Here is a 13849-nt window from a genome sequence, read left to right on the forward strand (position 1 = left end):
AATGAATCTATATCTGGTGAGTATGTCACACGTCTTTTTCCGCGCCATACGCGCGGTGTTTTCCAGCAAAGCGGGTCGCCTGAGTCTGCCCTGTTTAGTTCTGGCGGGGTGCGTTTCCCATGCGCCGCAAAGTGCGATAAGCGGTAAACAAGAAGATAAATGGCCCGATAACCAGCTGGCGGATTTCCTCTCTACCCGCTGTGACGATATCTGGAGCCTCTCAGGGCATGATGTCGAAAATAATCCGCTGTTCTGGCTGCGCGGAATAGATTGCGCCCAGCGGCTTGCGCCGGTAGACGCCCGCTCGAAGGCGGCGATGCTGGATGAAGACACCTGGCAGGACGCTTTCAAGCGTGGGATTTTACTGGGCGATGCGAAAATTACCCCCGTTGAGCGTCGGGCTAACGTGACCCGTCTTGACACGTTTGTCATCAATCTTCCGGCACAGGTGCGCCCGGTATACCAGCTCTGGCGGGATGGGCAGACGTTACAGCTGCAGCTGTCTGAAGAGCGCTCCCGCTACAGCAAGCTGCAACAGTCAACCGACAGCGAGCTTGATACGCTGCGCCAACAGCAACAGCATTTACGTACTCAGCTGGATACCACGACGCGCAAGCTGGAAAACCTGACCGATATCGAAAGACAGCTCTCGTCGCGTAAATATCAGCCCGGTAGTTCATCTGCTGCGCCGGACAGCGATATGCCGAAACAAGAGGATGTGAAGCATGACGAGCCGTAAACCAGCCCATCTCTTACTGGTGGATGACGATCCCGGCCTGTTAAAGCTGCTGGGAATGCGTCTGGTGAGTGAAGGCTATACCGTGGTGACCGCGGAAAGCGGGCAGGAGGGGCTTAAAGTCCTCAGCCGCGAGAAGATCGACCTGGTGATCAGCGACCTGCGGATGGACGAAATGGACGGCATGCAGCTGTTCGCGGAGATCCAGAAGCAGCAGCCGGGCATGCCGGTAATTATCCTGACGGCGCACGGGTCAATCCCGGATGCCGTCGCCGCAACCCAGCAGGGCGTGTTCAGCTTCCTCACCAAGCCGGTAGATAAAGACGCGCTCTACAAAGCCATCGACAGCGCGCTGGAGCACGCCGCGCCCTCCGGCGACGACGCATGGCGTGAATCAATAGTCACCCGCAGCCCGATAATGCTGCGTCTGCTTGAGCAGGCGCGAATGGTTGCACAGTCAGACGTTAGCGTGCTGATTAACGGCCAGAGCGGAACCGGGAAAGAGATCCTGGCGCAGGCGATCCACAACGCCAGCCCGCGCAGCAAAAACGCCTTTATCGCCATTAACTGCGGCGCGCTTCCGGAACAGCTGCTCGAATCTGAACTGTTTGGCCACGCCCGCGGGGCATTCACCGGTGCGGTCAGCAGCCGGGAAGGGCTGTTCCAGGCCGCGGAAGGCGGCACGCTGTTCCTGGACGAGATTGGCGACATGCCCGCGCCGCTGCAGGTCAAACTGCTGCGCGTGCTTCAGGAGCGCAAAGTGCGCCCGCTGGGCAGCAACCGCGATATTGATATTAACGTGCGAATCATTTCCGCCACCCACCGCGACCTGCCAAAAGTGATGGCCCGCAACGAGTTCCGTGAAGATCTCTACTACCGCCTGAACGTGGTGAACCTCAAGATCCCGGCGCTGGCGGAGCGTGCGGAAGATATTCCGCTGCTGGCGAATCACCTCCTGCGCCAGGCGGCAGATCGGCATAAACCGTTCGTGCGCGCCTTTTCGACGGATGCGATGAAACGGCTGATGGCCGCCAGCTGGCCGGGTAACGTGCGCCAGCTGGTGAACGTGATTGAGCAGTGCGTGGCGCTGACGTCCTCGCCCGTTATCAGCGACGCGCTGGTGGAGCAGGCGCTGGAAGGGGAGAACACGGCCTTGCCGACGTTTGCGGAAGCGCGTAACCAGTTCGAACTGAACTATCTGCGCAAGCTGCTGCAGATAACCAAAGGCAACATGACCCACGCGGCGCGGATGGCCGGACGCAACCGCACCGAGTTCTATAAGCTGCTCTCACGCCACGAGCTGGAAGCAAACGATTTTAAAGAGTAGTGCCGTATGGTACTGTGAGCAACCGATTACGAAGCAGCTTACAGGCAAGAGTTTAAGGACCCACCATGAAAAAGATTGATGCGATTATTAAACCTTTCAAACTGGATGACGTGCGTGAAGCGCTGGCGGAAGTGGGCATCACCGGGATGACCGTGACGGAAGTGAAAGGTTTTGGTCGTCAGAAGGGCCACACCGAGCTTTATCGTGGCGCAGAGTACATGGTCGACTTTCTGCCGAAAGTGAAAATTGAAATCGTGGTCAGCGACGATATCGTCGATACCTGCGTGGATACCATTATCCGCACGGCGCAGACGGGCAAAATTGGCGACGGGAAAATCTTCGTCTTTGACGTGGCGCGCGTGATCCGTATCCGTACCGGTGAAGAAGACGACGCGGCGATTTAACCATTCGCCACCCGGCGAAAAAAAGCCCCTCGTTCGAGGGGCTTTTTGCGTTACAGCACCTTATGCGGCCCGAAACATTCGTAATGAATATTGTCTTTATTCACGCCCAGCTCAACCAGCTGCTTCGCGGCATACTGCATAAACGCCACCGGTCCACAGACGTAGAACTGCATCTCCGGCGCGCTAAACGCCCCTTCCATCTGGCTTAAGTTCATCAGACCTTCGCTGTCAAAGCGAGCGGCTGCGCGGTCTGCCTCCGTCGGCAGGCGATACCAGGTGTGGGCGGTGAAGCGGGGCAGATCCGCCCCCAGCGCTTTCACTTCATCCGCAAAGGCGTGCACGTCGCCGTTTTCCGCGGCGTGGAACCAGTTAACCTGCGCGCCGTGGTTTGCTTTCGCCAGCGTGTCCAGCATCGCCAGCACAGGCGTTTGGCCGACGCCCGCAGAGATCAGCGTCACCGGAATATTGGCTTCAACGGCCATAAAGAAGTCACCCGCCGGCGCTGCCAGATGAACGACGTCACCCACGTTCGCTTCGTTGTGCAGCCAGCTGGAAACCTGACCGCCGTCCTCGCGCTTCACCGCAATGCGGTAGCCTTTGCCGTTTGGTTTGCGGGTCAAGGAGTACTGGCGGATCTCCTGGTGCGGGAAGCCTTCAGGCTTCAGCCATACGCCCAGATACTGGCCCGGCTGGTAATCGGCCACCGGCTGTCCGTCTACCGACTCAAACTCAAAGCTGGTGATTAAGGCGCTGCGCGGCGTTTTCTCGACAATGCGGAAGGCGCGCGTCCCTTCCCATCCACCCGTTTTACCGGCGTTTTCGCTGTAGATCTGCGCTTCACGATTGATAAACACGTTTGCCAGCACGCCGTAGGCTTTGCCCCAGGCGTCCAGCACCTCCTGGCCCGGGCTGAACATTTCGTCCAGCGTCGCCAGCAGGTGAGTGCCGACGATGTTGTACTGCTCGGGTTGGATCTGGAAGCTGGTGTGCTTCTGGGCGATTTTTTCCACCGCGGGCAGCAACGCCGCCAGGTTTTCGATATTGCTGGCGTAGGCCGCGATGGCGTTGAAAAGCGCTTCACGCTGATCGCCGTTACGCTGGTTGCTCATGTTGAAAATCTCTTTGAGCTCCGGGTTGTGCGTGAACATGCGATCGTAGAAATGGGCGGTAAGTTTAGGACCGGTTTCCACCAGCAGGGGAATGGTGGATTTAACGGTAGCGATGGTTTGAGCGTCGAGCATAGCAGCTTCCTTCTGATGTCACTTTAATGATGTATTTTAAATGCATCTTATAAAAAATACCCATGCTTTGTAAATGGTTCTTTGTAAGATGAAAAATACGCATCACAAACCTGAAAAGAAATCCGCTGGAAATAGCGAGATCTTTATTCCTCAAACCCTTGCGTGGCGCGAAGGGAAACGTTTGCGTAAAATCATTTGTCAAGACCTGTTATCACAGAACTATTCAGTTATACTGTTGCCCGTCGTCCAACAGGACTGCCTTTTCAGGCCAAAATTTACTTGTTAGCTGAGTCAGGAGATGCGGATGTTAAAGCGTGAAATGAACATTGCCGATTATGATGCCGAACTGTGGCAGGCTATGGAGCAGGAAAAAGTACGTCAGGAAGAGCACATCGAACTGATCGCCTCCGAAAACTACACCAGCCCGCGCGTGATGCAGGCGCAGGGCTCTCAGCTGACCAACAAATACGCTGAAGGTTATCCGGGCAAGCGCTACTACGGCGGTTGCGAGTACGTTGATATCGTTGAGCAGCTGGCGATTGACCGTGCGAAAGAACTTTTTGGCGCTGACTACGCGAACGTGCAGCCGCACTCTGGCTCTCAGGCTAACTTCGCGGTCTACACCGCGCTGCTGCAGCCGGGCGATACCGTTCTGGGCATGAACCTGGCGCAGGGCGGCCACCTGACTCACGGCTCCCCGGTTAACTTCTCCGGCAAACTGTACAACATCATTCCTTACGGTATTGATGAGTCCGGTAAAATTGACTACGAAGATATGGCGAAGCAGGCCAAAGAGCACAAGCCGAAGATGATCATCGGTGGCTTCTCTGCTTACTCCGGTATCGTTGACTGGGCAAAAATGCGTGAAATCGCAGACAGCATCGGCGCGTACCTGTTCGTTGACATGGCGCACGTTGCGGGCCTGATCGCCGCTGGCGTTTACCCGAACCCGGTTCCTCACGCTCACGTTGTGACCACTACCACCCATAAAACCCTGGCGGGTCCACGCGGTGGCCTGATCCTGGCGAAAGGCGGTGACGAAGATCTGTATAAGAAACTGAATTCTGCCGTGTTCCCAAGCGCGCAGGGCGGCCCGCTGATGCACGTTATCGCCGCAAAAGCGGTAGCGCTGAAAGAAGCGATGGAGCCAGAGTTCAAGGTTTACCAGCAGCAGGTTGCTAAGAACGCCAAAGCGATGGTGGAAGTGTTCCTGAGCCGTGGCTACAAAGTGGTGTCTGGCGGTACTGAAAACCACCTGTTCCTGCTGGATCTGGTTGATAAGAACCTGACCGGTAAAGAAGCTGACGCTGCCCTGGGCCGCGCCAACATCACCGTGAACAAAAACAGCGTGCCAAACGATCCGAAGAGCCCGTTCGTAACCTCCGGTATCCGTATCGGTTCTCCGGCCGTAACGCGCCGCGGCTTCAAAGAAGCGGAAGTGAAAGAGCTGGCTGGCTGGATGTGTGACGTTCTGGACAACATCAATGACGACGCGGTTATCGAGCGCGTCAAAGGTAAAGTACTGGATATCTGCGCACGCTTCCCGGTATACGCATAATTCCTCTGCTTTGCAGAAACAAAAAAGGCCGCGCTTGCGGCCTTTTTTTATGGCTTAACGTCGGTCCAGGGAAATGGCCCCCGGTCCCACAATCGCCAGCAAAATAAACGCGCCAGCAATACTGACGTTCTTGTAGAAATTAATCATATTCGGCACCACCGCATCACCGTTCATATCCCAGTAGTGGTGACCAATAATCGCCGTGCCCAGCGTGTAGAAAACAAAGAGAACCGCGAGAGGGCGGGTGAAAAAGCCCAGTACGATCAGGATGGCGGCAGGCACTTCCATCACCACCGCAATAATGGCCGCCAGCATGGGCATCGGCGTGCCCAGCGAGGTCATATATTGTACGGTGCCGCTAAATCCCGTCAGTTTCGGGTAACCAAAGATAATAAACAGTACGACAAGCGCGATGCGGCCAATCAGCAGCAGCAGATGACGCGACTGACCAAAATCAAGATAACGCAGTGAGTTCATGGCAGAAATACCTCTGCAAGTGGAGTAATTTAAACGTAATACACATTTTCATTCCCCGCCATAAGCCAGACGACTGCGCAATATGTTAATTTTTCGTTAATTTATAGCAGGCTATCTACTTGCTTAATTTTTCTATTCTCGCCAGACTATGGCCTCCATTTCGGGAGGGATTCATGGTCTTGCATTCCACGCGCTGGCTGGCGCTCAGCTACTTCACCTACTTCTTTAGCTACGGTATTTTTCTGCCTTTCTGGAGCGTCTGGCTCAAGGGAATTGGTTTGACGCCAGAAACCATCGGCATCCTGCTGGGCGCTGGGCTGGTGGCACGTTTCCTGGGTAGCCTGTTGATTGCACCCCGCGTCAGCGATCCCTCTCTACTGATTAAAGCGGTGCGTATTCTGGCGCTGCTGACGCTGGTCTTTGCGGCCTGCTTCTGGGTCAGCCACCAGTTTGCCTGGCTGATGGTGGTGATGGTCGGTTTTAACCTGTTCTTCTCGCCGCTGGTACCCCTGACGGATGCCCTGGCAAACACCTGGCAAAAGCAGATCACCATGGACTATGGCCGCGTGCGCCTGTGGGGCTCGATTGCCTTCGTGATCGGCTCGGCGCTGGTGGGGAAACTGGTCAGCCTATACGACTACCGCGCAATTCTGGCTCTGCTCAGTATCGGGATAGGCTCAATGCTGCTTGGGATGCTGCTGCGTCCGTCGGTGATGCCGCAAGGGGAGAGTCGCCATCACGAGAGCGCGGGCTGGCCCGCCTGGCGGAGCCTGGTGGCTCAGAGCTGGCGTTTTCTGGCGTGCGTCTGCCTGCTTCAGGGAGCGCATGCGGCGTATTATGGATTCAGCGCAATCTACTGGCAGGGGGCGGGCTACTCTGCCTCTGCGGTCGGTTACCTGTGGTCGCTCGGCGTGGTTGCGGAAGTGATCATCTTTGCGCTTAGTAAAAAGCTCTTTCGCCGCTTTGGCGCGCGCGACCTGCTGCTGCTTTCCGCCGTCTGCGGCGTGGCGCGCTGGGGCATTATGGGCTGGACGACCGAACTGCCGTGGCTGATTGTGGCGCAGATTCTTCACTGCGGCACCTTCACCGTGTGCCATCTGGCGGCGATGCGCTATATCGCGGCGCGCGAGGGCGGGGACGTGATACGTCTGCAGGCGGTCTACTCTGCGGTGGCGATGGGCGGCAGCATTGCGGTGATGACGGTCTTTGCGGGCTTCCTCTACCAGCATCTGGGACACGGCGTGTTCTGGGTCATGGCGCTGGTGGCGCTCCCGGCGATGTTTGTTCGACCTAAAGTGGCTGCGCGGGCGTAGCTACGATTCCAGCATGGCGCGAATATGTTCCCGCTGCTGCGCGTTCAGTGATTCAACCGCGTGGATCAGCGGCGGCGAGAACAGCGGCAGCGCGGTAGGATAGGGGGTGACAACCAGCGCGGCTTCGCGCGGTGCCCCCTCTTTCTGGAACGCCTGCAGCGTCAGATAGCGAATGTTGAGCGGCAGCAGGGTTAATTCGCGCAGCTGCTGTTCAATCACTTCCTCACAGGATTTATCCTCCCCGGTCAGCAGCACCACCTGTTTTTCATGCAGATCGGTCTCCTGCATCAGCCAGGCACCGAAAATAACCGCTACCAGCGCCATCTCTTCATCGGAAAAACGCAGGCCAAACTCCGCCTCCAGCTCAAAGAGTGCCTCTTTTGTGGTGCGCAGCAGCCGGGGATAGAGACGGTGAATTTCCTCGGGCAGGCTATTGTCGATGCCAATCTCAAACAGCGAGCGGTCCAGCGCCTGAGCCAGATGGATATACAGCTGATCGGTCAGCCCCTGCTCGTCGCTGAAGTTCATCCCGGTCTGGGAGCGAAAACGGGCCACCATGCGCACAATGGCGCGGCGCAAACGCTGATCCTGCTGGTGCTTATCGAGCACCGGATCGGGCGTGCGGAGCATCATAAACAGCAGCGCCAGAAACAGCTGCTCGTCCACGTGCGCGCCCTGCGGCACGCGCCGCTTCCAGTGACGGACTATTTCCTGCGCCGTAAAATACTCTCCCCGCGACTGGGTCCAGCTACGCTGGGCGTGGGAAAACTGCGGCGTATTTCCTAAGTGGTGCTGGATGAGGCAGTATTGTAAATAGAGCTGTAAGAACTGGACGTCCCGGCATTCAAACTGACGCTGCAGCTTGCGCGAGCAGAAGCCGATCAGCGCCCGCAGGTTCGCATCGTCGTAAAGAGGCCGCGCGATGCCGTGCTGTTTAAGCGCGGTTTTTAAGGCCGGGGTAAACTGGTGCGAGACAAACTGCGGGCAAAGGCGGAGCGCCCTGCGCAGCCAGTGCAGCAGACATAAACGCTGATTCAGGGCAGTGCCTTCAATTCGGTAGCTGCCGTCGTGGTGCGTGACGATATCCAGCCGGTGATAGCGCTGGATTTCATCGCGCGTCTCGGCTATATCTTGCCGTGCCATGACGTCGTCCACGCCGTTGGCAGCGATTATGCTCTGTGCGGTGACGGCAGCATCGGGCAGGTAAAGCATTAATAGCACCTGGCAGCGGCGCTGCGAACTGGAAAGCACAGATGGAATTTCAAGCGTCGTCATCATCTGTCGGGTATCCAGTGTGAATGTTTGATAAGAATAGCTAAAGGATGGGCGCTGAAAAGCGCGCCGGCAGGCCTTTCACTCAGGATTGCTGGGGAACATCACAGAATTTTTGACGTGAGGAATTGATGCAGACAGTTAAACAAAATGCGATGGCGGTATTTTTGGCGGTTATCACCTTCACCGCCAGCGCACATCCTCACAGTTTTATCAGCCTGAAAACCGAGCTGGTCACCGACGGCACGCAGCTGAGCGGCCTGAAAATGCGCTGGACGATGGATGAAATCACCTCGGCGGATCTGCTTTATGATGCGGGCAACGCGAAGCCCGGCGACGAAATCTGGAAAAAGCTGGCGGCGGAAGTGATGGCCAACGTGCTCGGGCAGCACTACTTCACCGAGTTCTGGCATAACGGACAAAAGGTGAAGTTCCTCAATCGCCCGACAGAATACGGCATGTCCCGCGACGGGCATCAGGCGGTGCTGACGTTCGTGCTGCCGCTGGCTCACCCGCAGCCGCTGGCAGGACAAACCTATACGTTTTCCACCTTTGATCCAACGTACTACGTAGACATGAGCTATGCCGAAGATCGCGACGTTCAGCTTCCGGCGTCGTTGCAAAAAACCTGCAAAATTGCGGTCCACACTCCAAAGCCCAGCGAAGAGACGCTGAATTTTGCGGTCTCCCTCGATAAAGAAGATGCGCCACCGGAGGACATGGAGCTGGGTAAACAGTTTGCGCAGAAGGTGACGTTACAATGTCAGTGATCTCCTCTTCGGTACGAAAACCGCGCCGCTGGCTGCACCTCTGGCCGCTGGCGCTCTTTTTACTGTTAGCCTTCGGCGGTTCGCTCTGGCTGTGGCAGACCTGGCCGCAGGTGATGATGAAAAGCATCATCTGGCAGCGTGAGGTCAATCAGCAGATGAGCGGGCTGCTGAAGGCGGTGGCGGAGAACCCGACCAAAGCGGGCGGTTCCCTGCTGGCGTTCAGCTTTATCTACGGCGTGCTGCACGCGCTGGGTCCGGGGCACGGTAAAATCGTTATCACCACCTGGCTTGCGACCCATCCGTCGAAGCTGAAATCGAGCATTGGCCTGACGCTGGCCTCTTCGCTGCTTCAGGGGGGCGTGGCCATTGCGCTGGTGGTGGTTGTGCTTTCGCTATTACAGCTTCCCGCGCGCCAGCTGCACATGAGCAGCTTCTGGCTGGAGAAGGGCAGCTATGCGCTGGTCGGCGTGCTGGGGCTGATCCTCTGCTGGCGGGCGCTGAAAAAGCTGCGCGCGCTGCTGCAAAAGCCCAAATTCAAAACCTTTACGCCGCACCACGTGCATGATGAACACTGCGGCTGCGGGCATCAGCATCTGCCGACGCAGGAACAATTACAGAGCGGTGACGACTGGCGCGCGCGGCTGATGATCGTTCTCTCGATGGGGATGCGCCCGTGCTCGGGGGCAATCATGGTGCTGCTGTTCAGTAAGGTGATTGGCGTGTTCGGCTGGGGCATGCTCTCGGCGCTGGCGATGGCGGCGGGAACGTCCCTCACCATTTCATCTTTAGCCCTGCTGGTTCACAGCTTCCGTCAGCTGGCGGTAAAACTCAGCGGCAATAAAACGCCGGTACTGTGGCGGCAGGTAGGATGGACAACGCTCGCGCTGGCGGGGGGAGTGATTCTGCTAGTGGCGGCGGTGACGATGTGGATGAGTACGGTGCCGGTGGGGCGGGGATTGCGGCCGTTTTAAAAGGGTGCGGCCTGATGCCCTCACCCTGACCCTCTCCCACAGGGAGAGGGCATTTTCGGCATTAACGCTTCAGCGCATCGCTCAGCTCGTCACGCATGTTGGCCAGCATGGCTTTAACAACGCGTGGGTTACCCGCAACGATGTTGCCGGTGGTCATGTAGTTGTGGCCGCCGGTGAAGTCGCAAACAATCGCGCCGGCTTCACGCGCGATCAGCTCGCCCGCAGCGAAGTCCCACGGCTTCAGTGACAGTTCGAAGTAACCGTCAACGCGGCCGGTGGCAACGTAGGCCAGATCCAGCGCAGCGGAGCCGGTGCGACGGAAGTCCGCGCATTCGGTGAACAGCTTGCCCAGAATATTCATATAGGTGGTTGCGTGCTGCTTCGCCTTGAACGGGAAGCCGGTCGCCAGGATGGTGCCGTCCAGGTCGCGTGCATTGCTGCAGCGCAGACGGTAGCCGTTCAGCTGTGCGCCCTGGCCACGGGTAGCGGTGAACAGTTCGTTACGCATTGGATCGTAAACAACGGCGACTTCAGTACGGCCTTTGATGCGTACTGCGATTGACACAGAGAAGTGTGGCAGGCGTTTGACGAAGTTGGTGGTGCCATCCAGTGGATCGATAACCCATTGAACATCCTGATCGGTACCTTCATGTTCACCGCTTTCTTCGGTGATGATGGTGTGCTGCGGGTAAGATTTACGGATCGTTTCGATAATAATCGCTTCTGCGGCTTTATCGACGTTAGTCACGAAATCATTGCTGCCTTTCTGGCTGGTTTCTACGGAGTCTGGCGTTTCGTAGTGTTTGGCAATTACGTTACCCGCCTTGCGCGCTGCGCGCACGGCGATGGTCAGCATCGGATGCATCGGTCTCTCTCACTGGATGTTAAAGAACAGGAAAATCGGCGCAGAGTATAGCAGCGGGATCGGATTATGTCTCCCGTTTATGATAATATGCCCGAATATTCTTCAGACACTGAATCCAGACATCTAAAAATTATGCTGCAAAACATTCGAATCGTGCTGGTCGAAACATCGCACACCGGCAACATGGGCTCCGTTGCCCGCGCTATGAAAACCATGGGCTTAACGAACCTGTGGCTGGTTAACCCGCTGGTGAAGCCTGACTCCCAGGCCATCGCTCTGGCGGCCGGAGCCAGCGACGTGATCGGCAACGCGCAGATCGTTGATACCCTCGACGAAGCGCTGGCCGGCTGCAGCCTTGTTGTGGGCACCAGCGCGCGCTCACGCACGCTGCCGTGGCCGATGCTGGACCCGCGTGAATGCGGCCTGAAAAGCGTCTCGGAAGCAGAGCAGGCGCCGGTTGCGCTGGTGTTTGGCCGCGAGCGCGTTGGCCTGACCAACGACGAACTGCAGAAGTGTCACTACCACGTGGCGATTGCCGCCAACCCGGAATACAGCTCGCTGAACCTGGCGATGGCGGTGCAGGTTATCGCCTACGAAGTGCGTATGGCGTGGCTGGCGACGCAGGAGAAGCAGGCAGAACCGAAAGAAGAGACGGCCTATCCATTGGTGGACGACCTGGAGCGTTTCTACGGTCACCTGGAGCAGACGCTGCTCGCGACCGGCTTCATCCGTGAAGGCCACCCTGGCCAGGTAATGAACAAGCTGCGCCGCATGTTCACCCGCGCGCGCCCGGAAAGCCAGGAGCTGAATATCCTGCGCGGAATTCTTGCGTCGATTGAGCAGAAGAATAAAGAGTAGTGCCGGTTTGTTTTCGCCCTCTCCCAGTGGCAGAGGGCCGGGTTGAGGGCATCAGGCCGCACCCCGGCAAAACGGCACGGAAGGTTAAATACCTGACTAAAACAGTCAAGTAAATAGTTGACCATTTTAGTCAGGAATGTCAGACTTGGCCCTGCTATGCAATACCCCCATTTTACAATAAAAAACCCCGGGCAGGGGCGAGTTTGAGGTTAAGTAAGACATGAGACTGACATCTAAAGGGCGTTATGCCGTGACCGCGATGCTGGACGTTGCGCTCAACTCCGAAGCGGGCCCGGTTCCGTTGGCTGATATTTCTGAACGACAAGGGATCTCCCTCTCTTACCTGGAACAGCTGTTCTCCAGACTGCGTAAAAATGGACTGGTTTCCAGCGTTCGTGGCCCGGGCGGCGGTTATCTGCTGGGGAAAGACGCGGGCAGTATTGCGGTTGGCGAAGTGATTAGCGCCGTTGACGAATCCGTTGACGCGACCCGTTGCCAAGGTAAAGGCGGCTGCCAGGGCGGCGATAAGTGCCTGACCCACGCGCTGTGGCGCGACCTGAGCGACCGTCTGACCGGCTTCCTGAACAACATCACCCTCGGTGAGCTGGTCAATAACCAGGAAGTTCTGGACGTATCAGGCCGTCAGCACAGCCATGATTCACAACGCAGCACCCGCGCGCAGGACGCTATCGACGTCAAATTACGCGCGTAATAAAACGATAAGTATTTCAGAATCAGGCCGGGGTGATAACACCCCGCGTACTCGGTCGTACATCCAGCCGGTTGCCTGATTCCTTGCATTGAAGCGATGTACGGAGTTTATAGAGCAATGAAATTACCGATTTATCTCGACTACTCCGCAACCACGCCGGTGGACCCGCGTGTTGCCGAGAAAATGATGCAGTGTCTGACCCTGGACGGAAACTTTGGTAACCCAGCTTCCCGTTCACACCGTTTTGGTTGGCATGCTGAAGAGGCGGTGGATATCGCCCGTAATCAGATCGCTGACCTGGTGGGTGCCGACCCGCGTGAGATTGTTTTCACCTCCGGTGCGACCGAATCCGACAACCTGGCGATCAAAGGTGCAGCCAACTTTTATCAGAAAAAAGGCAAGCACATCATCACCAGCAAAACCGAACACAAAGCCGTGCTGGACACCTGCCGCCAGCTGGAGCGTGAAGGGTTCGAAGTAACCTATCTGGCGCCACAGAGCAACGGTATTATTGACCTGAAAGAGCTCGAAGCAGCCATGCGTGATGACACCATCCTGGTCTCCATCATGCACGTTAACAACGAAATCGGCGTCGTTCAGGACATCGCGACCATCGGCGAAATGTGCCGCGCGCGCGGTATCATCTACCACGTGGATGCGACCCAGAGCGTGGGCAAACTGCCTATCGACCTGAGCCAGCTGAAAGTAGATCTGATGTCCTTCTCCGGCCACAAAATCTATGGCCCGAAAGGGATCGGCGCGCTGTATGTTCGTCGTAAGCCTCGTATCCGCATCGAAGCACAGATGCACGGCGGTGGTCACGAGCGCGGCATGCGTTCCGGTACGCTGCCTGTTCACCAGATCGTGGGCATGGGCGAAGCGTACCGCATTGCGAAAGAAGAGATGGAAACCGAGATGGCGCGCCTGCGCACGCTGCGTAACCGTCTGTGGGACGGCGTGAAAGATATGGAAGAAGTATATCTGAACGGCGATCTCGAGCAGGGCGCGCCGAACATCCTCAACGTCAGCTTCAACTATGTTGAAGGCGAATCGCTGATCATGGCGCTGAAAGACCTGGCCGTTTCTTCCGGTTCTGCCTGTACGTCTGCAAGCCTGGAGCCATCCTACGTGCTGCGCGCGCTGGGCATGACCGACGAGCTGGCACACAGCTCTATCCGTTTCTCTTTAGGTCGTTTCACTACCGAAGAAGAGATTGACTACACCATCAAGCTGGTTCGTAACTCCATCGGCCGTCTGCGCGATCTTTCTCCACTGTGGGAAATGTTTAAGCAGGGCGTGGATCTGAACAGCATTGAATGGTCACATCACTAATCGGTACATAAGG

Annotated in this window: 14 protein-coding genes; 10 read left to right on the plus strand and 4 right to left on the minus strand. The window is 57.0% G+C overall.

Going from position 1 to position 13849, the window contains the following annotated elements; translation table 11 throughout:
* The first annotated feature begins 1 nt into the window (after window position 1).
* From qseG to glnB, 3 genes are all read left to right on the plus strand, one after another.
* Window positions 2-739, plus strand: coding sequence for a two-component system QseEF-associated lipoprotein QseG (qseG, locus tag USG84_RS19180; RefSeq protein WP_061097377.1), 738 nt, complete (start codon window positions 2-4; stop codon window positions 737-739).
* Window positions 726-2063 (plus strand): two-component system response regulator GlrR, encoded by a 1338-nt coding sequence (gene glrR / locus USG84_RS19185; RefSeq protein ID WP_320738422.1) that lies wholly within the window; start codon window positions 726-728, stop codon window positions 2061-2063. Before qseG ends, glrR begins: the two co-directional genes overlap by 14 nt.
* A 65-nt stretch (window positions 2064-2128) precedes the next feature.
* Window positions 2129-2467 carry a nitrogen regulatory protein P-II gene (gene glnB / locus USG84_RS19190; RefSeq protein ID WP_003860685.1) on the plus strand — a complete coding sequence of 113 codons (339 nt, stop codon included), beginning with the start codon at window positions 2129-2131 and terminating at the stop codon, window positions 2465-2467.
* A gap of 50 nt (window positions 2468-2517) precedes the next feature.
* Here glnB and hmpA read toward each other — a convergent pair whose 3' ends face one another.
* Window positions 2518-3708, minus strand: a complete 1191-nt coding sequence (gene hmpA, locus USG84_RS19195) for an NO-inducible flavohemoprotein (RefSeq protein ID WP_151414116.1) — start codon at window positions 3706-3708, stop codon at window positions 2518-2520.
* 304 nt (window positions 3709-4012) lie between these two features.
* On the opposite strand from hmpA, the gene glyA reads away from it, so the two are divergent.
* On the plus strand, window positions 4013-5266 hold the full coding sequence (gene glyA / locus USG84_RS19200; RefSeq protein WP_253542965.1) for a serine hydroxymethyltransferase: 1254 nt from the start codon (window positions 4013-4015) through the stop codon (window positions 5264-5266).
* A 54-nt stretch (window positions 5267-5320) separates the two neighbouring features.
* Here the strand turns inward: glyA and USG84_RS19205 are convergent, their stop codons facing one another.
* The gene (locus USG84_RS19205) at window positions 5321-5743 is read right to left on the minus strand and encodes a DoxX family protein (protein WP_061097381.1); all 423 of its coding nucleotides are present in this window, start codon (window positions 5741-5743) and stop codon (window positions 5321-5323) included.
* A 173-nt stretch (window positions 5744-5916) separates the two neighbouring features.
* Here USG84_RS19205 and USG84_RS19210 point away from each other — a divergent pair, with 173 nt between their 5' ends.
* Window positions 5917-7056: a 3-phenylpropionate MFS transporter gene (locus tag USG84_RS19210; protein ID WP_151414115.1), complete on the plus strand. Its 1140-nt coding sequence runs from the start codon at window positions 5917-5919 to the stop codon at window positions 7054-7056.
* On the opposite strand, the gene csiE is transcribed toward USG84_RS19210, so the two are convergent.
* Window positions 7057-8334 (minus strand): stationary phase inducible protein CsiE, encoded by a 1278-nt coding sequence (gene csiE, locus USG84_RS19215; RefSeq protein ID WP_151414114.1) that lies wholly within the window; start codon window positions 8332-8334, stop codon window positions 7057-7059.
* 125 nt (window positions 8335-8459) lie between these two features.
* Between csiE and USG84_RS19220 the strand changes: the two genes are divergently transcribed.
* Together USG84_RS19220 and USG84_RS19225 are read left to right on the plus strand one after the other, a co-directional pair.
* Complete coding sequence (locus tag USG84_RS19220) at window positions 8460-9098, plus strand: DUF1007 family protein (protein ID WP_151414113.1); 639 nt, start codon at window positions 8460-8462, stop codon at window positions 9096-9098.
* Window positions 9089-10069: a nickel/cobalt transporter gene (locus tag USG84_RS19225; protein ID WP_151414112.1), complete on the plus strand. Its 981-nt coding sequence runs from the start codon at window positions 9089-9091 to the stop codon at window positions 10067-10069. The genes USG84_RS19220 and USG84_RS19225 overlap by 10 nt, the downstream gene beginning before the upstream one ends.
* A gap of 61 nt (window positions 10070-10130) precedes the next feature.
* Here the strand turns inward: USG84_RS19225 and suhB are convergent, their stop codons facing one another.
* Window positions 10131-10934 (minus strand): inositol-1-monophosphatase, encoded by an 804-nt coding sequence (suhB, locus tag USG84_RS19230; protein ID WP_028014077.1) that lies wholly within the window; start codon window positions 10932-10934, stop codon window positions 10131-10133.
* Between the two features lie 132 nt (window positions 10935-11066).
* On the opposite strand from suhB, the gene trmJ reads away from it, so the two are divergent.
* The 3 genes from trmJ to iscS all read left to right on the plus strand — a co-directional run bounded on the left by trmJ (window position 11067) and on the right by iscS (window position 13836).
* The gene (gene trmJ, locus USG84_RS19235) at window positions 11067-11792 is read left to right on the plus strand and encodes a tRNA (cytosine(32)/uridine(32)-2'-O)-methyltransferase TrmJ (protein ID WP_028014076.1); all 726 of its coding nucleotides are present in this window, start codon (window positions 11067-11069) and stop codon (window positions 11790-11792) included.
* A 220-nt stretch (window positions 11793-12012) separates the two neighbouring features.
* On the plus strand, window positions 12013-12504 hold the full coding sequence (iscR, locus tag USG84_RS19240) for a Fe-S cluster assembly transcriptional regulator IscR (protein ID WP_008502158.1): 492 nt from the start codon (window positions 12013-12015) through the stop codon (window positions 12502-12504).
* Between the two features lie 117 nt (window positions 12505-12621).
* Complete coding sequence (iscS, locus tag USG84_RS19245; RefSeq protein ID WP_003860663.1) at window positions 12622-13836, plus strand: cysteine desulfurase; 1215 nt, start codon at window positions 12622-12624, stop codon at window positions 13834-13836.
* Window positions 13837-13849: the final 13 nt, after the last annotated feature.

This window comes from Enterobacter sp. 168J2 (assembly GCF_034107265.1).
Taxonomy (GTDB): domain Bacteria; phylum Pseudomonadota; class Gammaproteobacteria; order Enterobacterales; family Enterobacteriaceae; genus Enterobacter; species Enterobacter nematophilus.